Annotated in this window: 19 protein-coding genes; 2 read left to right on the top strand and 17 right to left on the bottom strand. The window is 70.6% G+C overall.

Annotation, left to right across the window (positions count from 1 at the left end):
• Window positions 1-90: 90 nt before the first annotated feature.
• From ACWDR3_RS39180 to ACWDR3_RS39140, 9 genes are all read right to left on the bottom strand, one after another.
• On the bottom strand, window positions 91-270 hold the full coding sequence (locus ACWDR3_RS39180) for a hypothetical protein (RefSeq protein WP_450357367.1): 180 nt from the start codon (window positions 268-270) through the stop codon (window positions 91-93).
• Between the two features lie 130 nt (window positions 271-400).
• Window positions 401-853: a phospholipase gene (locus ACWDR3_RS39175; RefSeq protein ID WP_450357366.1), complete on the bottom strand. Its 453-nt coding sequence runs from the start codon at window positions 851-853 to the stop codon at window positions 401-403.
• Window positions 854-958: 105 nt separating this feature from the next.
• Window positions 959-1,558 (bottom strand): hypothetical protein, encoded by a 600-nt coding sequence (locus ACWDR3_RS39170; RefSeq protein WP_450357365.1) that lies wholly within the window; start codon window positions 1,556-1,558, stop codon window positions 959-961.
• The gene (locus ACWDR3_RS39165) at window positions 1,555-2,427 is read right to left on the bottom strand and encodes a carbohydrate ABC transporter permease (protein WP_450357364.1); all 873 of its coding nucleotides are present in this window, start codon (window positions 2,425-2,427) and stop codon (window positions 1,555-1,557) included. The genes ACWDR3_RS39170 and ACWDR3_RS39165 overlap by 4 nt, the downstream gene beginning before the upstream one ends.
• On the bottom strand, window positions 2,424-3,368 hold the full coding sequence (locus tag ACWDR3_RS39160; protein WP_450357363.1) for a carbohydrate ABC transporter permease: 945 nt from the start codon (window positions 3,366-3,368) through the stop codon (window positions 2,424-2,426). Before ACWDR3_RS39160 ends, ACWDR3_RS39165 begins: the two co-directional genes overlap by 4 nt.
• Window positions 3,365-4,651 (bottom strand): ABC transporter substrate-binding protein, encoded by a 1,287-nt coding sequence (locus ACWDR3_RS39155; protein WP_450357362.1) that lies wholly within the window; start codon window positions 4,649-4,651, stop codon window positions 3,365-3,367. Before ACWDR3_RS39155 ends, ACWDR3_RS39160 begins: the two co-directional genes overlap by 4 nt.
• A 63-nt stretch (window positions 4,652-4,714) precedes the next feature.
• Complete coding sequence (locus ACWDR3_RS39150; RefSeq protein WP_450357361.1) at window positions 4,715-5,476, bottom strand: cupin; 762 nt, start codon at window positions 5,474-5,476, stop codon at window positions 4,715-4,717.
• The gene (locus ACWDR3_RS39145; RefSeq protein WP_450357360.1) at window positions 5,470-6,393 is read right to left on the bottom strand and encodes a DUF6807 domain-containing protein; all 924 of its coding nucleotides are present in this window, start codon (window positions 6,391-6,393) and stop codon (window positions 5,470-5,472) included. Before ACWDR3_RS39145 ends, ACWDR3_RS39150 begins: the two co-directional genes overlap by 7 nt.
• Complete coding sequence (locus tag ACWDR3_RS39140) at window positions 6,390-7,505, bottom strand: Gfo/Idh/MocA family protein (protein ID WP_450357359.1); 1,116 nt, start codon at window positions 7,503-7,505, stop codon at window positions 6,390-6,392. Before ACWDR3_RS39140 ends, ACWDR3_RS39145 begins: the two co-directional genes overlap by 4 nt.
• Before the next feature lie 338 nt (window positions 7,506-7,843).
• Between ACWDR3_RS39140 and ACWDR3_RS39135 the strand changes: the two genes are divergently transcribed.
• A complete protein-coding gene (locus ACWDR3_RS39135) occupies window positions 7,844-9,052 on the top strand; it encodes a carbohydrate-binding protein (RefSeq protein ID WP_450357358.1) in 1,209 nt (402 codons plus the stop codon).
• Between the two features lie 55 nt (window positions 9,053-9,107).
• Here ACWDR3_RS39135 and ACWDR3_RS39130 read toward each other — a convergent pair whose 3' ends face one another.
• The 7 genes from ACWDR3_RS39130 to ACWDR3_RS39100 all read right to left on the bottom strand — a co-directional run bounded on the left by ACWDR3_RS39130 (window position 9,108) and on the right by ACWDR3_RS39100 (window position 18,620).
• Entirely contained in the window at window positions 9,108-9,542 is a 435-nt protein-coding gene (locus tag ACWDR3_RS39130; RefSeq protein ID WP_450357357.1) for a hypothetical protein, read from the bottom strand.
• A gap of 31 nt (window positions 9,543-9,573) precedes the next feature.
• Complete coding sequence (locus tag ACWDR3_RS39125) at window positions 9,574-9,984, bottom strand: hypothetical protein (RefSeq protein ID WP_450357356.1); 411 nt, start codon at window positions 9,982-9,984, stop codon at window positions 9,574-9,576.
• Window positions 9,985-10,087: 103 nt separating this feature from the next.
• Window positions 10,088-11,929 (bottom strand): asparagine synthase (glutamine-hydrolyzing), encoded by a 1,842-nt coding sequence (asnB, locus tag ACWDR3_RS39120; RefSeq protein ID WP_450357355.1) that lies wholly within the window; start codon window positions 11,927-11,929, stop codon window positions 10,088-10,090.
• Window positions 11,930-12,220: 291 nt separating this feature from the next.
• A complete protein-coding gene (locus ACWDR3_RS39115) occupies window positions 12,221-14,248 on the bottom strand; it encodes an ATP-binding protein (RefSeq protein WP_450357354.1) in 2,028 nt (675 codons plus the stop codon).
• A gap of 98 nt (window positions 14,249-14,346) precedes the next feature.
• Window positions 14,347-15,027 carry a response regulator transcription factor gene (locus ACWDR3_RS39110; RefSeq protein WP_450357353.1) on the bottom strand — a complete coding sequence of 227 codons (681 nt, stop codon included), beginning with the start codon at window positions 15,025-15,027 and terminating at the stop codon, window positions 14,347-14,349.
• Window positions 15,024-16,229: a sensor histidine kinase gene (locus ACWDR3_RS39105; RefSeq protein ID WP_450357352.1), complete on the bottom strand. Its 1,206-nt coding sequence runs from the start codon at window positions 16,227-16,229 to the stop codon at window positions 15,024-15,026. The genes ACWDR3_RS39110 and ACWDR3_RS39105 overlap by 4 nt, the downstream gene beginning before the upstream one ends.
• Before the next feature lie 117 nt (window positions 16,230-16,346).
• Entirely contained in the window at window positions 16,347-18,620 is a 2,274-nt protein-coding gene (locus ACWDR3_RS39100) for an MMPL family transporter (RefSeq protein ID WP_450357351.1), read from the bottom strand.
• A gap of 328 nt (window positions 18,621-18,948) precedes the next feature.
• Between ACWDR3_RS39100 and ACWDR3_RS39095 the strand changes: the two genes are divergently transcribed.
• The gene (locus tag ACWDR3_RS39095) at window positions 18,949-20,460 is read left to right on the top strand and encodes a hypothetical protein (protein WP_450357350.1); all 1,512 of its coding nucleotides are present in this window, start codon (window positions 18,949-18,951) and stop codon (window positions 20,458-20,460) included.
• A 23-nt stretch (window positions 20,461-20,483) separates the two neighbouring features.
• Here ACWDR3_RS39095 and ACWDR3_RS39090 read toward each other — a convergent pair whose 3' ends face one another.
• Window positions 20,484-22,457: a CASTOR/POLLUX-related putative ion channel gene (locus tag ACWDR3_RS39090; protein ID WP_450357349.1), complete on the bottom strand. Its 1,974-nt coding sequence runs from the start codon at window positions 22,455-22,457 to the stop codon at window positions 20,484-20,486.
• Between the last annotated feature and the right edge of the window lie 226 nt (window positions 22,458-22,683).

The raw sequence follows: 22,683 nt of genomic DNA, 5'->3' as shown, positions 1-22,683 counted from the left end.
CCTCTGCCGCCAGCCTGGTGGCAGAGGCACCGGTCCGCCACCGGGGCCGATACGCACGGGGTGGGCTGTCGGCGCAGCCCACCCCGTCCGTCACCGGCGACCACGGCCCCGCACCGACCACCCGCTTCCGATTCCGGCCACATGCAGCGCGAGCAAGGTGAGCCCGATCAACATCACGTTGGTCGAGGTGAAGGTGTCGTTGGTCGAGATGTCGGCCGCGTTGATCAGAAAAGCGATGAAGAACAGGACCGCAGAAATGATGGCCAGCATGATGTCCGCCCCTTCCGTTGATTGAGGTCGTCGCCCCACGTGGACTCCGAGTACCCCCAACTACCCCGAAAGCACGGGCATTTGCCTGCCGGACCTGCGGGACGCCCCGGCGGGCGCCGCCGGCGGTGTCTCAGCCGAAGGCCCTGACCGCCTGGTAGTAGGTCCAAGCCGTGCTGTTGCAGGTGGTCTTGGTCGCGCCGCTGTAGCTCAGGCAGACCCGCTTGAGGTCTTCGTAGAAGGCGCTGTCGAGGCGGTCCTTGTTGGCGTCGAAGGCGCCGGCCGCCTTGTAGTTGCGGTAACCGAAGTCGTGCCGGGCGCAGGAGGTGGCGAAGGGGAAGCCGAACGGGTTGTCCGGCGAGGAGGAGCAGTAGTCCGTGGACCAGTCGAAGGCGTACGCGGCCCAGGCGGCCTGGTTGGCGCGGGCGGCGGTCCACTGGCTGTAACTCGACGCGCTGGTCTGGGTCCAACTCGACAGCACCTGGGGCTTGTCGGCGGGAGCGGCTTCGGCGGCTGCGGCGGTGGCGACGACGGTGACGAGGGCCAGGGCGGAGGCGCCCAGTGCGGTGGCCGGTCTGCGGTGCATTCCACACCTCCATGAGACTGCGGCCCGTCCGTCGGGCCGCAGGTTCATGTCAAGATGATCGGCACCTCAAGCGTCCTTTCACACCTCAAGTCCCCTAATTCACCCTTAACTCTGGGACATAGCAGCCAAACGGATGTCGACAGCCGTGAGTGCCAGCGCCAGCGGCCCGGGGGTGAGGAAGGCCAGCGGCACCAGCATCCAGGCGCTCGCGACGGCCGCCGCCACCGCGAGCAGCACCAGGGCGCTGCCGCCCGTGTCGCGTACGGCGTCCCGGGCGGCCTCGCGCAGGGCGGCCCGCCAGTCGGTGAGCGACTCCGGCCTGGCGCAGGCCCGCAGGCCCACGACCAGGGCGCCCGCGGCGATGGCCGAGGCCACCACCGCGAACACCGGCGCCCCGGGCAGCCCGGCCCCGGCGAGGGCCAGGTCCGCGACCACCACCAGGGCGCCGGTCAGGAAGACGCCCCCGGCCGCCAGGTCGCCGGTCCGCAGCCGTCGCCGTAGGACCTCCAAGTACCGCCCCGCGGTGGCGGGTTGGCCCGCCGCTCCGCCCCGCAGGACCGCGCACGCGGTCGACAGGGCGGCCGGGACGGTCACCAAGGGGAGGCACAGCAGTGCCGTGAGCAGGCCGACGCTCAGCATGTCGGCGAACAGGGTCATCCGCGGTCCGAAGACCTCGCCGGGCTCTCGTGTGCGCATGCCGCTCATCCCTTGAGTCCCGAGCTGGCCATGCCCTCCACCAGGAAGCGCTGGAAGGCGAGGAAGAACAGCACGATCGGCAGGAGCGCGATCACCGACATCGCGAACATGGGGCCGAACGCCGACTGGCTGGAGGAGTCCACGAACGAGCTCAGGGCGAGGGTGAGCGTGAACTTGTCCGGGTCGAAGAGGTAGATGAGCTGGGTGAAGAAGTCGTTCCAGGTCCAGATGAAGGTGAAGATCGCCGTGGTGATCAGCGCCGGCCGGGTGAGCGGCAGGACGATCAGGAAGAAGCTGCGGAAGGGTCCGCAGCCGTCGATCCGGGCGGCCTCCTCCAGTTCGCGCGGCAGCCCGCGCATGAACTGCACGATGAGGAAGACGAAGAAGGCCTCGGTGGCGAGGAACTTGGGCAGGATCAGCGGCCAGTAGGTGTTCACCAGGCCGAGTTGGTTGAAGATGATGTACTGCGGGATCAGGATCGCGTGGTGCGGCAGCATGATCGTGACGATCATGAAAGCGAACAGCGGGCCGCGGAAGCGGAAGCGCAGCCGGGCGAAGGCGTAGGCGGCGAGCGAGCAGCTGATCACGTTGCCGATGACCGCGCCGCCCGCGATCAGCAGCGAGTTGGACAGCAGCCGCCAGATGGAGACGTCGTTCACGCCGTCCAGGGCGGTCTTGTAGTTGGACCACTCCAGGTGGCTGGGCAGCAGGTTGAGGCTGGTGATGACCTCGTTGGCGGGCTTGAGCGAGGTGGTGAGCAGCCAGACCAGCGGGTACAGCACCACCAACAGGGCTGCCAGGCACCCGACATGGAGCGCGATCCGGCCCCAGGCCACGGGCTTGCGGTCGGTGTCGCCGGCGGTGGAGATGGCGGTCATCGGTCCCCCTCGGACGCGTAGAAGACCCACGAACGCGAGCTGCGGAACAGCACTGCCGTCACGGCACCGATCACCAGGAGCAGCACCCAGGCCATGGCGGAGGCATAGCCCATGTGGGAGGCGACGAAGCCGCGGTCGTAGAGGTAGAGGGTGTAGACGAGGGTCGAGTCGGCCGGCCCGCCCTTGCCTCCGCTGACCGCGAAGGCGGGGGTGAACACCTGGAAGGCCTGGATGGTCTGGAGCACCAGGTTGAAGAAGAGCACCGGGGACAGCATCGGCACGGTGATGGACAGGAACTGCCGCCACTTGCCCGCCCCGTCGACGGCCGCCGCCTCGTACAGCTCGGCGGGGATCTGCTGGAGTCCGGCGAGGAAGATGACCATCGGCGCGCCGAACTGCCACACCGTCAGCAGGGCCACGGCCAGCAGCGACAGGCCGGGCCTGTTGATCCAGCCGCCGCCTCCGATCGCGTTGTCCACCGGACCGCCGTCGTTGAAGACCTGCCGCCAGACCAGCGCGATGGACATGGAGGCGCCGAGCAGCGAGGGGGCGTAGAACGCGGACCGGTAGAAGGCCTTGCCGTGCCGCATGGACTTCAGGGCCAGGGCGACGACGAGGGCGAGCGCGAGTTGCAGGGGCACCGCGATGACGACGTACTCGAGGGTCGTCACGACCGAGCGCCAGTAGCGCGGGTCCTCGGTGAACATCTGCGTGTAGTTGCGCAGGCCGACCCAGTGGGGCGGGTCGAAGAGGTTGTAGTCGGTGAACGACAGGTACAGCGACACGGCCATCGGCACGATCGTGAGCAGGCACGCGCCGAGCACCCACGGGGACAGGAACACCCAGGCGGCGCCCTCGCGTTCGCGCTTGGGACGGCGTTTGGGTGCGCTCGCCGCACGCTTCGGGCGGGCGGTGGGCGCGGGGATCTCGGTGGTGGTCATGACCTCAGCTCCGCCTTCGCCTCGGTGATGTAGTTCTCGGCCGCCTCGCGGGGCGACAGACGCTCGTACGACACCTGGTCGTAGTCGCGCTGGAAGGTGGACTGCAGGGCGTTGTCGCCGGAGGGCGGGGCCTGCGGCGGATCCTTGAGGGTGCCGTCGACGGAGGCCTGGTAGTCGGAGATCGTCTTGTCGAAGCCCTGGAGCTGGGACTTGGTCTCCGCGCGGATGGTCTCGTTGACCGGGATGCCGCGGGTGGCGCCGAGGATCTTCGCCGCGTCCTTGTCGTTGATCATGAAGTCGATGAGTTCGGCCGCCTCCTTGGGATGACCGGTGTGGGCCGAGACGCCCATGAACATCGACGGCTTGAAGTACTGGCCCGGTGTGCCGTCCTCGCCGGACGGCATCGGCGCCAGCGCGATCCCGGTCGGGATGAACGAGGCGTAACCGCTCGCCGGGGCGTCCCAGTTGTTGTCGGAGGTCGCCTTGCCGCGCGCCAGCGGGGTGTTCTCGACGAACCCGGCGAGCTGCGTGGTCTGTTCGGCGGGCGACACCGCGCCCTCGCGCCGGAGTTGATCGGTGAAGGTCCACCACTTGGTCAAGTCGTCGGCGGTGAAGCCGAGTTGGTTGTCCTTGGTGTAGAGCGACTTGCCCTGGCCGCGCAGCCAGACCTCGAAGCCGTCCTCGCTCCAGCCGGGGTCGGTGGCTCCGGGTTTCCCGGTCTTCTCGGCCAGCGCGCGCATGTCGTCGGCCCAGTCGTCCCAGGTCCAGCCCTTCTCCGGGAGGGGTACGCCCGAGTCCTTCCAGGCCTTGGCGTCGTAGACGATGGTCTCGGTGCCGCGGCCCTGCGGGATCGCGTACTGCGTGCCGTCCACCACGCCGGTCGCGAGCAGACCCTTGTCGATCTCGTCGGTCTGCAGGACGGCCTTCTGCTTCCCGAGGTCGAGCAGGACACCGCCGTTGGCGTACTGGTTGATCTGGCGGTAGTCGAGCTGCATCACATCGGGTGCGTCGCCGCCCGTGGCCTGCACGGCGAGTTTCTGCTTGTAGGCGTCGTAACCGGAGTACGACGTCTGCACCGTCACGTTCGGATGGCGTTTCTCGAACAGGGCGACGGCCTTGTCGGTCAGCGCCGCCCGGTCGGGGTTGCCCCACCAGGCGTAGCGCAGCACGACCTTGCCGCCACCGCCGACCGAATCCCCGGATCCCCCGCAACCGGCCAGCATCGCGCAGAGCGCGAGTGCGGCGGCCGTTGCGCAGAACCCCTTTGTCCTGTGTCCGGGCATGTACCGAGGTCACCTCATCTCTTACTCGGACCTGTCTTCACGGCCCCCGTGCCCCCGGTCATGTCATGCGCCCTGGTACGGCAGCGTCGTGCCGGGCAGGTTGTACTCGTCGCGTCGGCCGCACATGCCGAAGCCGCCGAGGCGGGTGGGCGCGGTCTCGTAGGCGGTCGCCCGGTCGAGATAGGCCGGCTCGCCCTCGGCGAGCGCGTCCAGTTGGGCGCCGGTGCGTTCGGCGGTGGCGAGCGCGCCGGCCCGCCACAGCTCGCGCCAGGCGGGCACCTTGGCGCGCACCAGCCGGGCGGCGGCGCGTTGGAAGTCGGCGTACGGAAGGTTGTCGCCCGCTTCGAGGGACTCGCGCAGGGCGAGATAGCCCTCGACAGCGAGATCCCGCCGCTTCCGGGCCGCGGCCGCCGTGTCCTCGCCGGTGCCCGGCGGGAGGGTGGCCGCGGCCGCGTACCGCTCGGGGTCGGCGAGCACGTCGGGCGGGAAGGTGAAGACGGCGTCCCCGGCCTCCGGCAGCCCGCTGTTCTGCATCAGCACGGTGATCCGCAGATCGCCGCCCTGCACCATGCGGTGCACGGTGCCGGGGGTGAACCAGGCGACCGAGCCCGCCTCCAGCGGGATGTCCCGGTAGCCGTCGGGGCTGAGCGTCTGCACCGCGCCCCGGCCGCCGGTGACGACGTACGCCTCGGTGCAGACCAGGTGCAGATGCGGGCTGCCGCCGCACACGCCGTCGGCGGCCTCCCAGTCGTAGGCGCTCAGATGGGACAGGCCGACGGCGCCGGGCAGCGGATGCGGGAGCGTGGGCTTGGGTTCGTTCACCACGGCAGGCCCTTCAGGTAGGCGTCGACGCCGTCGTGGTCCCAGGCGCCGTCGGCGACGACCACGCGGTAGCGGTACGCGAAGGACTCGCCCGGCGGCAGCTCGAACTCCTCGAAGAACGCCCAGGAGAACGCGGCCGTCGGGAAGGGCTCGGAGCGCACGAACCAGTGCGACTCGTGGATCGCGGACCCGTCCAGGTTCTCGGGCGCGTGCGCGAAGACGATCGTCGAATGGCCGTCGACGTCGTCGTGATCGGTGGTGTACGCGAGCCAGGGGCCCTGACTGCCCATCAACTTCTCGGCGCCGCCGTCGGAGTCGGGGCCGAAGACCGTGCCGCCGGTGAAGTCGCGCGGGCCGCGCCACTGCAGGCCGGTGTAGCCGGCCAGTTCACGGCCCTCGGTGGTCGGGGAGCCGAAGACGAGGGGCTCGTCGCGGACGTTGGTGAGCCGGATCGACCAGTCGAAGGCCCAGGCGCCCGCCTCCTCGTCGACGGAGTGGACGGTCAACCCCCGTACTTCGCGCGCCCATTCGGCGCCGCCGTTCTCCACCCAGGTGAGCTCCTCGGTGAAGGCCAGCCGGTCGTCGTCGACCGTGAACTCGGGGAAGCCGTCGTGCCGCATCGAGCCGACGCGTTCGGGCTGGCGGACGTAACCCTCGCCGTGCACATAGCAGTTGCCGCCCCAGAAGTTCTGGCCGGAGAGGTGACTGGCCGTCATCTGGAAGCCCTTGTGCCAGCGGTGGTCCTTGGGGCGGTACCCGGTCACCGTGTGCCCGGCGAGGGTGCGCACCGGGTGGGCGTACGGCTTGCGGGCCTCGAAGGCCTCGGGGTCGGGTCGGTAGACGTAGCGGAGGATCTCCGTGCCGTTCGCGGCCGCGACGGCGATGTGGTCGCCGTGGACGTGGCTGACGCGGATGCTCATGCGCGCTCCTTGGGGGCCCAGTGGGGGTGGTCGCCGTGCATCGCCGGGTAGTAGGGGTCACCCGGTGCGATCTCGCCCGCGTGCACCGGTTGCCCCGTGAACGCGGACTTGTAGAGGGCGGCGGCGAATTCGAGGGTGGCACGGGCGTCGGGACCGCTGCCGGGCGGCCTGACACCGTTGTCGTACGCGTCGAGGAGGGCGCCGAGCTGGGCCGTGTGCGAGCTGGGCACGTCGGCGGTGGGGGTGCGCCAGGCGGCGGCGCGCTCGGCGGCCACCTGCGGAGCCGGGGTGTAGACCCAGTCCTCGTTGCGGTGTCCGTACAGATGGGTGAGTTCGACGGTCGCGTCCGCACAGTCGACGCGGATGCGACTCACCTCGTCGGGTGACAGCACGCTGTTGACGACGGTGGCGAGGGCGCCGTTCTCGAAGCGCACGAGGGCGGTGGCGACGTCCTCGCTCTCGGTGTCGTGGACCAGTCGGGCCGCCATGGCGCGGATCTCCGTCCACGGGCCGAGCAGGTGCAGCAGCAGGTCGTACTGGTGGATGCCGTGGCCCATGGTCGGGCCACCGCCCTCGCTGGCCCAGGTCCCGCGCCACGGCACGGCGTAATAGGCCTCGTCGCGGTGCCAGGTGGTCTGACAGTGGGCCACGCGCGGGGCGCCCAGCTCGCCGCTCGCGATCAGCTCACGCGCGTGGACGGCGCCGGAGCCGTAGCGGTGCTGGAAGACCACGGAGGCGTACGCGCCCGACGCCTCCTCGGCCGCCGCGATCTCGTCGTACTCGGCGAGGGACAGGGTCAGCGGCTTCTCGCACAGCACCCAGGCACCCGTCTTGAGCGCGGCCACCGTCTGCTCCCGGTGCAGGGAGGGCGGGGTCCCGATGAGCACCAGATCGGGGTGTACGGCGTCCAGCATCGCGTCCATCGAGGTGTATCCGGCGACCCCCTCGCCCGCGAGCTCCCGGAAGGCGTCGAGTCTGCCCTGGTCCACGTCGACTGCGGCGACCAGCTCGACTCGCTCGGCGTGGGCCCGCAGCGCGGGCAGATGGCTGCCGCTGACGATGGAGCCGGTGCCGACCACGGCGACTTTGCGGCGGACGGGGCGTGCGGACATGCGGTACTCCTCTGACGGCCCACGGACAGGGACGACGGACGGGCAGAAAGCGCTTGCGCCTTCGGGTGACCCTAGGACCCGACCTAATGTCCGGACAACCCCCGTGCAGCGAGATTGAGAAATCCGGAGACCTTTGCTCACTTTGACTCAAGCAACGAAGTTTTCACGGGCGCGGGTCGGGTGCGGGTGCGGCGCGCCAAAACCGGCCCCGGGTAAAGGAGTTGCATGGTCTAGTCCAAAGAAGTGTTTGGTCTAGGCCACTCCGTTGACGTGGTCATCTCACCCTCATCACCCTGGGACCTCCCCCCACTCCCCCACTTCTCCACTGGAGGCACAGAGTGAGACGTCTTCGGGCATGTCTGGGCGCGGCCGCCGCGGTCACCACCGTCGCGGCCGCCACGACCGCTCTCGTCGCGACCAACGCCTCGGGCGCGACGACCGCGCTGAGCAACCGCTGGTACGCCGCCGCCCCGTACTTGATGCCGCTCGACAACAACCCGCCGGACGCGTCCGCCATCATGGACGCCACCGGCCTCAAGGCCTTCCAACTCGCCTTCGTCCTCGCCCCCAACGGCGGTGGCTGCACGCCGACTTGGGGCGGTACGGCATCCGTCTCCTCCGACACCGCGGTGCAGTCGGTCGTCAACACGATCCGCGCCAAGGGCGGCGATGTGTCGGTCTCCATCGGCGGATACGGCGGCACAAAGCTCGGCCAGGCCTGCGCGGACCCGGCGGCGACGGCCGCGGCGTACCAGCAGGTCATCACCAAGTACGGCCTGCACGCCATCGACTTCGACCTGGAGGAGCCGGAGTACGAGAACACGGCGGCGATCCACAACGAGATCGGCGCGGCCAAGATCCTCCAGCAGAACAACCCCGGGCTCTACGTCTCCGTCACCACGGCCGGCACGGCGGACGGCACGGGCTGGTTCGGCAAACAGATGTTGTTGGAGGCGAAGTCGCAGGGGTTCACCCCGAACAACTTCTCCATCATGCCTTTCGACGGCGGCTTCAACGGCGCGGCCTCGCAGACCAGCGCGCTCACCAACTTCAACGCGATCCTGCAGTCCACGTTCGGCTGGGACGCGGCGACCGCGTACGCCCATGAGGGCTTCTCGGGCATGAACGGGCGCAGCGACACCGGGGAGTACTTCACCCAGAGCGACTTCCAGACCGTGCTGGACTACGCGACCTCGCACAACATGGACCGCTTCACGTTCTGGTCTCTCAACCGTGATCGCCAGTGTGCGACTCCCGACAACGGCGGTGTCACGTCCGGCACTTGCTCCAGCGTGGCACAGAGCGCCTGGGACTTCGCCAAGTACTCGGTGAAGTTCGCGGGCGTCACTCCGCCCACCACGACCCCGACCCCGACGCCCACGCCGACCCCCACCGGGTGCAAGACGGCGTGGAGTTCGGCCTCGGTCTACGTGCAGGGCGACGAGGCCTCCTACAACCACCACAACTGGAAGGCCAAGTGGTGGACCCAGAACGAGACACCCGGCGCCGCCGAGTGGGGTCCCTGGCAGGACGAGGGCGCCTGCTGACAGACCGATGGGCCCCGGCGGTCGGCTCGCCGGGGCCCACGGTTCGTTCAGGTCGTCAGCACTGCGGGATCTGGGACTTCCAGGTGGCGGGGCCGCCCGTGTCCAGGTACCAGTCGTTGACGTAGCCGTCGCCGATGCCGTTGTCGACGTGCATCCAGTAGCGGTAGCCGTGGCCGTCCGCGTCCGGGTCGCCGGTGGTCCAGCAGATCAGGCCGAGCTGGTCGCCGTTGTGGTAGCGGCTGAAGACCGGCGACTGGGAGGCGCCGTAGCGCGGGGCGGTGCGCACCACCAGGGCGGAGCCGGCGTCGATTCCGGTGACGTAGGCGCACTTGGCCCGGTCGCCGGAGATGCTGCACTCGTGGATCGCGGCACCGGCCGGCCCCGCTCCGGTCAGCACGGTGGTGGCGGCGACGGCGAGCACGGCGCCCGCCGCGGCGAGGGCGCGGGGACGGCGCGACGACCGTGCCGACCGCTGGGACTTGCTGTTCACAGGTGTTCGTTCCTTTCGCGGGTCGGCCGGTTCAGCACTGCGGGATCACGGGCTTCCAGGTGGCCGGGCCGCCGCTGTCCAGGTACCAGTCGTTGACGTAGCCGCTGGAACTGCCGGTGGAGACGAGCATCCAGTACCGGTAGCCGTGGCCGTCCGCGTCCGGGTCGCCGGTGGTCCAGCAATCCAGCTCCAGCCACTGGCCGTTGCCCCAGCGGGCCACCGCGCCGGCGCTGTAGCGCGGGGCGGTGCGCATCACCAGGGACGAGCCCGGGTCGATGCCGATCACCTGGGCGCAGCGCGCCGGGTCGCCCGGTCCGGAACCCGGACACGCGCGGGGCGCGGCCTGGGCGGGGGTGGCCGCCAGCAGCCCGGCACCGGCCAGCAGGACGGCCGTACCGGCCGCGGCCCCCAGCCGGGAGGTGAGCAGTCGTGAGGTGGACATCGGCTCCTCCGTTCGATCTTCGCCGGTGACCCACCCTGGCAGCGAACGGGAAGCACCACATCCTGTGAACTGTCAGGGTGGGGGCGGGGAACCGGAATGCCGCTCAGGCCGTCCTGACGTCCGGGCGGTACATGTCGAACCACTGGGCCAGGTCGAGCGCGCGCTCCAGACCGCGCCGTTCCGCCTGGGTGTTCACGGGCTCCTCGCGGTGGGCGACGCGCTGCAGGCGGTCGCGGTCGACGAGGTCGAAGACCGGGTGGGCGGGCCGCGCGAGCAGGTCCTTGGCCTGGTCCTGGAGCGCGGCCGCGTACTTGGGGTCCTGCGTCGAGGGGTAGGGGCTCTTGACCCGGTCGTACACGGACTTCGGGAGCACATCCGCGGTCGCCTCCCTGAGCAGGCTCTTCTCCCTGCCGTCGAAGGACTTGAGCGCCCAGGGCGCGTTGTAGACGTACTCGACGAGCCGGTGGTCGCAGAACGGGACGCGTACTTCGAGACCGACGGCCATGCTCGCGCGGTCCTTGCGGTCGAGCAGGATGCGGACGAACCGGCTGAGGTGGAGGTGGGAGATCCGCCGCATCCGGTACTCGAAGTCGCTCTCGCCGTCGAGGCGTTGGATGCCCTCGATCGCCGTGCGGTAGCCGTCGGCGACGTATCCGCTCAGGTCGAGTGCGGCGAGGAGGTCGGGACGCAGGACGCCGGCGTCCTCGCCGAAGTGGCGGCCGAAGCGGACGAGCCAGGGGAAGGTGGTGCCGCGCCGGGCCTCCTCGTCGAAGAACTGGAGGTAGCCGCCGAAGACTTCATCGGCGGACTCGCCGGACAGGGCGACGGTCGACTGGTCGCGGATCGCGCGGAACAGCAGGTACAGCGAGGCGTCCATGTCGCCCATCCCGGCGGGCAGATCGCGGGCCCTGATCACCTTCGCGCGGATGTCGGGGTCGGCGAGCTCCTGTGCGTCCAGGACGATGTCCTGGTGTTCGGTGTGCGCGGTGCGGGCCACGTCGTGGACGAACGGGGTGTCGGGGGTGCCGCGGAGTTCGTCGGCGACGAAGTGGTCCGCCTGGCCGACGAAGTCGACGGCGAAGCTGCGCACCTTCTCGCCCCGCTCCCCCAGTTGACGGGCGGCGATGGCGGTCATGGCGGAGGAGTCGAGGCCGCCGGAGAGCAGGGTGCAGCGGGGCACGTCGGCGACGAGCTGACGGCGCACGATGTCGTCGAGCAGGGTGCGGACCGTGGCGACGGTGGTGTCGCGGTCGTCGGTGTGCGGCCGGGTCTCCAACTCCCAGTAGACCCGGCGGTGCAGGCCCGAACGGTCGACGGTGACGACGGTGCCGGGTTCGACCTCCGCCATGCCGTCCCAGACGGCGTGCCCCGGCGTCTTGATCATGGTGAACAGCTCGCGCAGCCCGTCGAGCGTGACGCGGGCCGGGGCCAGCGGGTTGGCGAGGATCGCCTTGGGTTCGGAGCCGAACAGGACTCCGTCGGACGTCGGGTAGTAGTAGAAGGGCTTGATGCCCATACGGTCGCGGATCATCACGAGCTTGTCCTGCCGGCCGTCCCAAATCGCGAACGCGTACATGCCGTTGAGCCGTTCCGCGATCTCCTCGCCCCATTCGAGGTAGCCGCGCAGCACCACCTCGGTGTCGGAGTCGGTGGTGAACCGGTGGCCCCGGCCGGTGAGTTCGTGGCGCAGTTCGGTGAAGTTGTAGGTCTCTCCCGAGTAGACGAGCGCCACGCTGCCGTGCGGGGTGTCGGCGCTCATCGGCTGCCGTCCGCCGGGCAGGTCGATGATCGCGAGCCTGCGGTGCCCGAGGGCCGCCGGGCCCCGCAGCCACGCACCGCGGTCGTCGGGGCCGCGGCAGGCCATCGTCTCGGTCATCGCATCCAATGTGGCGGCCTCAGTGCGCAGGTCGCGGTCGAAGGAGATCCACCCGGTGATGCCGCACATACGTTGCCTCCCGCTCCGAGTTCGCCACGGGACTTGCTCCCACCTGCGATTACCGGCAGGCGAACACGCCCCGCATGCAAACAAGATGTATTCACCATCCATATACGAGGGTGCGCCGCACCCCGGGGGCGGTCAACACGGACGTAACACGGCCGGCCCGAATCACCCGGCGTTTTCAGCCTCACTTTGCATGCGCGAAACCCGTGAAGCCCGGTGTCACCGGGTCCGCCTCAGCGGAAATCGGCCAAGGGCAAAGACTTCCCCACTTCTGCGCCGGTCGGGTCCGGGGATTCACCCACTCGGAGGCGTACGGCCCAGGAGCTCGCGCGTGATCGCGCCGGGTCCGCGCAGCATCGCGCGCGCCGCGGCCTCGTCGTAGCCGGCGTCGCCCAGCTGCGAGCGGGCGATCGCCTCGTACCGATCCCGGACCGGACCCAGCTCCGGTGTGCCGCGCTGCGGATGGCCGACCGCGTTCCAGTACCGCTCGGCGGCCGTGTGCGCGGCGACGGCTCGCTCGGCCGCGCCCTGGGCGGCGAGGGCGGACGCGAGGAGGTCGAGACCGAGGGCGAGTCCGAAGCTGTCCCCGATCCGCAGCTTGCCCTCCAGCATCGACGTGGCGTGGGCGGTCGCGCTGTCGGCGCGGTCCTCGAACAACGCGATGAGGGCGAGCTGGTAGTCGGCGTAGGAACGGGTCCACCACTCCCCTCGCTCCAGGGACTCCCGCCGCAGTTCCTCGGCGCCCTCGCCGGCCCGGTCGAGGAGTCCACGCGCGGTGAGCGCGAAGACGCGCGCCAAACGGCACATGGCCCGAGGGGCCGCGAGGGCGGGCCCTGCGGCGACCTGGGAGAGGGCCGTGTCCACGACGTGCTCGGCGGCGAGCGGCCGGCCGCCGAGCAGGTGGGTCAGCGCGAGCAGGTAGGCCGCCCGCAGCACGCCGTCGGCGTCCCCGGCCTGCTCCGCCTGACGACGGCAGGCGCTTGCCAGATCACGTCCCGCGTCGTGCTCGCCGCGCAGGACTCTGACGACCCCCAGCGCCCACAGCGCCCGGTTGCGGGCCGGCCCGGGCACGGCGGACGACTGCAGCGCCTCTTCGAGATACCGGGCGGCTTCGGGGAGATGACCGCAGCAGCTCCAGAAGAAGCCGAGGTGCCCCGCCATCTCCACGGCCGCTGCGGGGTCGGCGGCCAGCAGGTGGTCGAGGGCCGTGCAGAGGTCGACATGGGAGGCGCTGATCCAGCGGTACCAGTGGACCTGGTCGACTCCGAACCAGGCCCGGTCGGCCCGCCACGCCGTCCGCGCGTGATGGCGGGCATGCCGGTCGGCGATCCGGTCGGACTCGCCCAGGGCGTCGAGCCACATCCGGCCGTACTCACGGACGGTGTCCAACATGCGGTAGCGGTCCCGGAAGCGCGTCAGCACGGATCTGCGGACGAGCCCGGCCAGCGCCTCCTCCACCCCCTCGGGAGTGAGCGGACCGCCCGCGCACACCGTGCGTACAGCGTCGGCGTCCATGGGGCCGCGGAACACCGACAGCCGTGCCCACAGCAGGCGTTCGGCGGGAGCGCACAGTTCATGGCTCCAGCCGATGGTCGTCCGCAGCGCCTGATGCCGGCGTGGGCCGCCGCGCGGTTGAGGCGTCCTGAGATCGAGCAACTGGGCGAGTTGGCGGCCCAGTTGGTGGATGTCGCGCTCGGCCAGCTGACCCGCGGCCAGCTCGATCGCCAGCGGAATGCCTTCGAGCCGCGCGCACAGCCGGGTCGCCGCCACCATGTCCGCCGTGTCCGTCAACGGTCGGCCGGCCTCCGCGGCCAGCCGTTCCATCAGGCTCAGCGCATCGGACCCGAAGGGCAACGGGCCCAGCGAGATCCGCAGTTCTCCCGGCAGGCCGAGCGGCTCCCTGCTGGTGACCAGAACGTTCAACCGCGGGCATTCCCGCAGGAGTTGGGCCACCAGGGAGCGGCACCCGTCCAACAGGTGCTCGCACGAGTCCAGGACGAGCAGCGGATCCTCGTCCGCGAGCCACCCGCTCAGGGCGTCGAGGGGGACGGCCGGAGTGTGGTCGGCGAAGCCGAGCGCGTCGGCGACGGTGGCCACCAGCAGCCGGTCGTCGGGCAGTTGCCACAGATCGGCCCACGCCACCTCGCGGCGCGTCGCCTCATGGAACCCGTGGGCGGCCTGCAGCGCCAGCCGGCTCTTGCCGACGCCTCCGGCCCCGGTCAGCGAGATCAGGCGGTGCTCACGGAGGGCGTCGGCGAGGGCGGTCAACTCGCGCTCGCGGCCGACGAATCCGGGAAGAAGGGGCGGTAGGTGGTACGACACGGACACAGTGTCCCGTGCCTGGGCGCCCGGTGTGCGCCGATTCGACCGGCGAACCCAGGATCCTTCCGCGCCGCCCTGACGTTGGGGGCGGCCATCGTTCAGCGTCGCGGTGCCGCGGGTCGTACAAGTCCGGTCTGGTAGGCGATGACGACGAGTTGGGCGCGGTCCCGGGCGCCGAGCTTGGTCAGGGCGCGTTGGATGTGGCTGCGCACGGTGAGCACGCTCAGGAAGAGCTCCTCGGCGATCTCGTCGTTGGACTTGCCTCGGGCCGCGAGTGCGGTGAGTTCGCGTTCGCGCGGGGTGAGTTCGTTCAGTCGTTCCGGGGGTGCCAGGAGGACGCCGGGGGCCTGGGCGGTGAGGAAGCGGGTGATGAGGGCGCGGGTGGCGCCGGGCGAGAGGAGGGCCTCGCCCGCGGCGACGGTGCGGATGCCGGCGAGCAGGGCGTCCGTGGTGACGTGCTTGCCGAGAAAGCCGCTGGCGCCGAACTGCAGTGCTTTGGCCACGTATTCGTCGGTCTCGAACGTGGTCAGGACCAGAACCCGGGTGCCGGCCAGGTCGGGGTCCGCACAGATGGCGGCCGTGGCGGCGAGACCGTCCGTGCCGGGCATGCGGATGTCCATCAGGACGAGGTCGGGGCGATGGACGCGGGCCAGCTCCACCGCCTCCTCGCCGTTGGCGGCCTCGCCCACCACCTCCATGTCGGCGCAGGAGTCGATCAGCAGCCGGAAGGTGCCCCGCAGCAGGGCCTGGTCGTCCGCGAGCAGGACACGGATGGTCACAGGGTGGCCTCGTCTTCTTCCGGGGCGAGGGAGTGCAGCGGCAGGGCGGTGGAGACCTCGAAACCGCCCTCCGGCCGGGGACCGGCGAGCAGGTCGCCGCCGACGGAGTGCGCCCGCTCACGCATGCCCATCAGACCGTAGCCCCCGCCCGGGACCGACGCGGGAGTGCCGGTTCCGTCATTGGTGACCGAGATCAGCAGGCGGCTGTCGGAGTACGTGAGGCGGACGCACGCGCCCTTGCCCGCGCCGTGCTTGGTGACGTTGGTGAGGGCTTCCTGGATGATCCGGTACGCCGTCAGGTCCACGCCCGGTGACAGAGGCCGGGGTTCTCCCTCGGTCGTCACGGTGACCTCGACACCGGCGGTCTCGCACTTCGCGATCAGCTCGGGAAGGCGGTCGAGGCCGGGGGCGGGTTCCAGGGAGTCACCGTCGTGGTCGTCGGGCTGGCGCAGCACCCCTACCGTGGCCCGGAGTTCGAGCAGCGCCGAGGACGTGGTGGCGGTCAGTTCGCCGAGCAGTTTCTGCGCCTGTTCGGGGTGGGTGGGAGCGAGGTGGCGGGCGGTGCCGGCCTGTGCGTTGGCGACGGCCATGTGATGGGCCACGACGTCGTGGAGGTCGCGGGCGATCCGTATCCTCTCCTCGGCGACCCGCAGCCGGGCCTCCTCCTCGCGGGTGCGCTCGGCGTACGCGGCGCGTGCCTGCACGGAGTCCGTGTAGTGCCGGCGCAGGCGCTCCCGGCTGCCGCCGACCAGGGGCAGCATCAGCCACAGCACGGGGCCGACGGTGCGCAGCAGGATCATGTCGCCCGTGGGCATGTCCAGCACGGCGGTGGCGACCACCACCGCCATGGTCGCGGCTCCGTACAGACGTGTGGTCCTGGGGTCGGTGTCGGCGGCCAGCCGATACAGGGCGATCATCAGCGGGGCGAGCAGCAGAGGCGTCAGCAGGTACCCCAGGGCCACGGTGATCACCGTGCAGACCGCGGCGACCACGAGGGCGCTCCGGGGATGGGTGCGGGCCTTCAGTTGGGCGAGGCAGATGACGGCTGCCAGGACCTCGGCGGGCCAGGACCGGTCCGGTTGGGTGATGCCGTGAACGGCGATCGAGGAACCGAGCGTGACGCAGCCGACCAGTGCCAGGGCCATCACGGTGTCTGTGGCGATGTGCCGGTGCCTCGTGGAGCGCTGCATGCTGGTGGTCATCTGTCTCTCCGGGTGAAGTGTCCCGACCCCATGGTGGACGACATGAGGCGCACAGCGCTGCGTGGGGCCGCCCGCGACCTCGTCACGGGCAGCCCCACGCCGACCGGATGTGCCCGGTCAGACGCGCGCCTGCACCGGCTCGTCCGTGGTCGGGTCCGAGTCGGGATGCCCGTCCGTGGCGTCGGCCGGACGCCGATCGAGGGCCTCGCCCTCTATGTCGACCCGGGGCAGCCGCCGGTCCAGCCACTTCGGCAGCCACCAGGCCCGGTCGCCGAGCAGGGCGAGGACGGCGGGCACGATCGCCATCCGCACGACGAAGGCGTCGAGGAGCACGGCGGTAGCCAGGCCGAAACCGATCATCTTGATCATTGAGTCGCTCTCGCCGATGAAGCCCGCGAAGACAGCGATCATGATCAGGGCGGCTGCCACGACGACCCGGGCGCTGTGCCGGAACCCGGAGACCACCGCCTCCTTGGCCGGCTCACCGTGGACGTACGCCTCCCGCATGCGGGACACCAGGAACACCTCGTAGTCCATGGCGAGTCCGAAGACGATGCCCACCAGGAAGATCGGCATGAGGCTCATGATCGGCCCGGTCTGCTCCACTCCGAACACGCCCGCGCCGTGTCCCTGTTGGAAGACCAGGACGACGGCGCCCAGGGCCGCGAGGACCGAGAGCAGGAAGCCGAGTGCCGCCTTGAGGGGGACGAGCAGGGACCGGAAGACCACGAGGAGGAGGACGACGGCCAGGCCGACGACGGTGACGAGGTAGGGCACCAGCGCCGACTGGACCTTTGCGGCGACGTCGATGTTCTGTGCGGTGGTGCCCGTGACCTGGAAGGAAGCCCCGGCCGCCGACTCGATGGCGGGACGTTCACCGCGGATGGCCTTGACCAAGTCCTTGGTCTTCTCGTCGGTCGGGCCCGTCGACGGTGTCGCGGTGAACACGGCCGTGTCCCCGGCGTCGTCGAAGCGAGGCGGCGTCACCGAGACGATGCCTCGCGTGTCGGCGATCCGGTCGCTGATCGTGCTCGCCGCGGCCTTGACGTCGTCGCTTCCCTTGGCGTCCACGACGATGGTCAGCGGACCGTTGAAGCCGGGGCCGAAACCCTCCGCGAGGGCGTCATAGGCGCGGCGTTCGGTCGTGGAGGTCGCCTTGGCCTCGTCGCCCGGCATACCGAGTTCCAACTGGGCCATCGGAACCGCGAGGACGCCGAGGCCCACAACTCCCAGCAGGAGTACGGGAATCGGGTGGCGCAGCACGAAGCGGGCCCAGCGGGTGCCGCGGTTGTCGATCGCCGACGCCCCTTCCCGCGCCCCGGACTTGACCGACTTCGGCCGGCGGAGCAGGCGTCCGGCCCGGCTCCTGCCTCGTGCGGCGCCGGACAGCACGGCGTTGGGCCAGAAGCCGAGCAGCGCGGGCACCACGGTCAGGGCGATGACCACGGCCACGACGACCGCGCCGGCGGCGGTCAGGCCCATCTTGGTCAGCATGGGGATCCCGACGACCGACAGACCGGCCAACGCGATGATCACGGTCAGGCCCGCGAAGACCACCGCGGAGCCGGCCGTGCCGACCGCGAGACCGGCCGCCTCCTCCGGAGCGTGTCCGTTCGCGCGTTCCTCGCGGTAGCGGGAGACCACGAACAGCGCGTAGTCGATGCCGACCGCCAGCCCCAGCATCATCGCGAGGGTGCCGGTGTTGGTCGACAGACCGAGGGCGTCGGACAGGATCGTGATCGTGAACATGCTCGCGCCGACACCGAGTATCGCCGTCAGCAGCGGCAGCCCGGCGGCGGCCAGCGAGCCGAAGGTGACCAGCAGCACGACGGCCGCCACCGCGATGCCGACGAACTCGGCCACACCGCCGGGCGCGCCGCCGCTGTCCATGGCGGAGCCGCCCTCCTCCACGGTCAGACCGGCGTCCCGGGCCTGGTCGGCGGCCTTCTCCAGAGCCGTACGGCTGGCGTCGGTGATCTCGGACGACGTCACCTTGTAGGTGACGGTCGTGTACGCGGTGGAGCCGTCGTCGCTGACCGCCTTGGTCGTGAAGGGGTCCGCGACACCAGCCACCTGGGAGCCGTCGCCGAGGGCGTCCACCGCCTCCTCGATCGCCTTCTTGTGGGCGGTCGAGGTGACCTTCGACCCGTCGGGGGCGACGAACACCACTCGTGCGGTGGCTCCGTCGGCGGCCGCGCCGGGGAACCGCTCCTGCATCAGGTCGAACGCCTTCTGGGACTCGATGCCCGGCATCGAGAAGTCCTCGTCGGAGGCTCCCGGTGCCTGCAGGGACCCCAGTCCGACGGCGGCCAGGACCGCCAACCACATGAGGGCGACGTAACCACGCCGCCTAAAGGCCAATCGGCCCAGTCGATACAGAAAAGTAGCCACGTCGGGGAACTCCGCATCTGCTCTCGCTTGTCCGACCAGGCTTTCGCGGCAGGGGTCCTCCCGTCGTCGTGCGGCTACTGGCACTCCCGTCTGCCGCATCCGGAGGACCGTCTACTGAAACCGCGGTACGCGTGCGGGTCGCCGGCTACTGCTCCGGTATGAATCCGCGGAGGGGGACGGCGGACCCGTACCTCTTTTCGATTCACCCTCTGTCCCGCCCCCGCGACTGGCCGTACACTGTCAACTCAGGGAGATTCAGGCGTGATTGACTGGGGGAGCCGTCATGTCCTGGGACCATGAGGCGCGTCCGGATTTTGTCGTTCCACCCATGCCGACCGCACCGCCACCCGCTCCGGCGGACCCGTGGCGGGCCTTCGCGGTGGGGTTCCTCAACCTCAGTGGGCTGGGACTCGGGTACGCCCTCGTCCGCCGCTGGGGGCTGATGATCGCGTGCCTCGCCGCGACGGCACTCCTGCTCGTCGTGGCACTGCCCGCGGACCCGAACGGGGTCCCCGGCGCGCTGGTCGCGCTGTACTTGATCCTCCTCCTGGCGGCAGCCGCCCACGGCGCGTGGCTCGGCCTGCGCACACGGCTGGCGTGGCCGCCGAATCCCCTGCTCGCGGCCGGGCTCGGCATCGTGCTGCTGGTCGTCCCCGCCGGAGGCGTCGTGCTGTACGACGACGCACGGGACGAGGCGATCGAGCAGATGCTCCTGGACCGACTGGCCCAGGCGGACGAGCTGGTCAGATCGGGCGGCACACGAACCTTCGAACTCGCCGAGACCGAGTACCGCCAGGCGCTGACCGTCTACCACGGGCTGACCGACGACCACCCGTCCTCGCGGGCCGCCGCGCAGGTGCCGAGCCGCCTCAAGAGCTACTACTCCACCGTCGCCGCTCCCTACGCGGAGGAGAACTACTGCGGGGCGGTGGCGCCGTTGAAGTTCCTCCGTACCGTCCCGCGCACCATGGACAAGAAGACCCTCGGGTCCCTGTCCACTTGGCCCGACGACCGGCTGGCCACCTCCCTCTACGAGTGCGCGGCAGTGTCGCTGAGCGGCCGCAACGCGGACTGGCCCACGCAGTTCGGCGAGTTGCTGTCGACGTTCCCGGACTCCGAGCAGGCGAAGAAGGTCGAGCCCGCGATCGCCGCCGAGGTCGGCAAGGCGGTCAAGTCCGTGCGCGGCAACAATCCGTGCGCGGCCGTCGAACGCCTGGACACCCTCTCCACGCAGATTCGTAGCGTGCCCTCGGAGCAGGCCGCGCTGAGCGACGCTCTCGACCAGAACGCCGATCGCGCCGACCGGAGCGCGGCGTCGGGCACGTACAACTGCGGGGTGGACCAGTACAAGGAGGGCAGTTTCAGCGAGGCCATCACCTCCATGAACAAGTTCATCAAGGACAACCCCGGGAGCGCGAACCGCAGTCGTGCCCGCAAGATAGCCATCGCAGCGGAGGTCGCCGAGACGGTGCCCGCGGCCGGCAAGAGCCTGCCGACCACCCGATCGGGCGGCAGCATCACCGTCACGGTCAAGAACGACAGCCCCGACGACATCACCGTCATGTACACCGGCCCGGTGACCGGCAGCTTCAGTCTCAAGGCCTGCGGCAGCTGCTCCACCTACTCCTCGCTGCTCACCTCTCTCGGGTCCGCCTCGGAACCGTGCAGCGACAGCGGCAAGAACTACCCGCAGAAGACCATCCGACTGCCCGCCGGCACCACCTACTTCGTCCACAAGTCCCAGACCGGCCTCGGCAAGTCCCCGGCCTCGGACACCGCCAAGCTGACGCCCGGCTACATCTACACCGAGTGCGCCTACACGACCAGCCTGGGCTACTGAAGCCGCTGAGCGGAGCGCCGGTGTCAGGCCGGCGGTACGCCGGTCGGCGCGTCGCCGCCTTCGTGCGCTCGCCGCATCCCGGGTACGCCGTCGAGCCCGCCGACCACGGTGTCGTGCCCGCCGGCAGCAGAGATCAGTACGAGGATCTCGTCCTCGGCCGTCCACACGCGCTGGTCGGTCTTGCGCGGGCCGAGCCTGAATCCGTCGTCGCGGCGCGCGGTGTCCTGGCCTTGCCCGCGGTGGCCGATCGCGTACTCGCCGCGCTCAAGTGCCGCGGCCACGACCGTCGCGAAGGACGCGTCGCAGCCGGGCCGCACATAGTCGCCCGCCGGGCGCAGAGCGAGCGCGGCGCCGCGGGGAGCGAAGACTTCCTCGAACACCGGGGCCAGCGCGGGGTTGTGGGAGATCTGCGCCATCAACAGACCGGTGAGTTCGCCCCGCACCACCACGTCGGAGGCCGGGCCCAAGGGGGCGAGCGGGCGGCTGCGGTGGTCGCGCAGTTCGGCCACCACCGGCAGCGCCCGGCCCGCCTCCTCCTCCAGTGACCGCAGCATGAGGAGGGTCAACAGGGTCCGGTCGTCGGGCCGTTCGGGGCCCGCGTCGGCGTCCGGTCCCGAGACAACGATGCTGTCGTAGTCGAACAGGTCGAGGGCGCGCAGTGTTTCGGGGTCGACCGGGTCGGCAATTCGAAGGACCACGTCGAGTCGCGCGGGCTGTTCCTCCGGCGGTGTGTCGTCCGGGCCGACGACCACGTCGATGACGGATCCCGGCTCGCCGGTCCGGCGCAGGGTGTCAACGACCAATGGGGTACGGCGGTTCCAGCCGAGCAGCAGTGTGCGTGTGGGTCTGTCGGGGCGCGGACCGGGCGCTGCGAAGACGGTGGGATCGACGTGCTCGCGGCAGTCGGTGGACGGGAGATCGGTGTCGTCGTGCGCGACGACGACCAGTCGGTCCGTCGGCGAGAGGACGGTCTCCGTCGGCGGCGCGAGCAGAGGTCGGCCGCCGTCCCGTAACAGCCCCGCGAGACAGGCCTCTTCGAAGCGGAGAGCGGCCTCCCTGAAGGTCAGTCCAGCCAGGTCGGTGGCGTCGAGGATGTGGAATTCGGCTCCGTGGAAGTCAAGCAGGTCCCGCAGCGCCGCCGGCAGTCCGGGGCGCCGGGATGCCTGTACCAGCAGGCGGGCCGTGGCCAGGTCGGACTCCAGGACCGTGCCGCGCGGACCAGCCGCCAGTCGTGCGGCCGGCAAGTAGCGCGGGTCACGCACCGCGGCGACCACGGGCGCTGGGTCCTGCACGGCGGGCAGTGCGCGAAGGGCCAGCAGGACGCGTACGACCTGAAGGTCCGCGTCGGCGTCCTCGGTCGGCAGCACCAGCACCGAGCCGGCCGACGCCGGGGCCACCAGCGCGAGGGCCTGGGGGTCCGTCGGCGATCCGGTACGGCATACGAGACGGGCCCGGCCGCGGACGCTGAGCGAGGCCCGCAGCCGCGCCTCCATCTCCGCGGTGTCGCGGTCGGCGAGCACGGCGACCACTCCCCTGCGCCCGGCCCGGGCGGCGATCAACTCGCCGACCACCGTGAAGACTTGGTCCGACCAGCCGAGTACGACCGCGTGCTCCCGCTCCAGCACCGTCGAGCGGCCTCGGCGCAGTTCGGTCAGCCGGTCGCCGAGCCCGGTGGTGATCACGCCCACCAGGGTCGAGACGCAGAGCAGGGCGATCAGGCCGAGGAGCGCGGAGAGCAGCATGCGCAGGGGCGCGCCGGTCATCCCGCCCAGACGCAGGGTCTCCGCGCTGGTGCGCCATACGTCCGTGAGCCGCCCCGACAGGGACCGCGGAGCCTTCGGGTCCGTCCACACCAGCAGCGCGCTGACGGGTACGACCACCGCGAGACAGCACGCGCTCAGCCAGCCCAGCAGCGCACCGGTGCTGCGGGCCAGCGTGCTGTCGAAGAGGTAGCGGGCCCGGTCCCCCAACTCCGTCGGCCACTGCCGCCTCGCCACATCCGCCCCCTGCTGTCCGCCACACCGTTCCTGACGTCGAAGGGTGCGGGTCCCGCGTCCGCGACACGCCGTGGCATCAGGGGCATTCACACTTTCGGGCAGTGCCGGTTCGCGCTGGGCGGAAGGCGTTTACGACGCGCGGAGCGGCTGCTCGGACCGTCGCGGGGGGACGACGCGCGGAGCGGCTGCTCGGACCGTCGCGGGGGGACGACGCGCGGAGCGGCTG

The organism is Streptomyces sp. NPDC001002 (assembly GCF_053599215.1).
The sequence above is the reverse complement of the archived record's forward strand: the minus strand, read 5'-3'. Positions and strand labels throughout refer to the sequence as shown.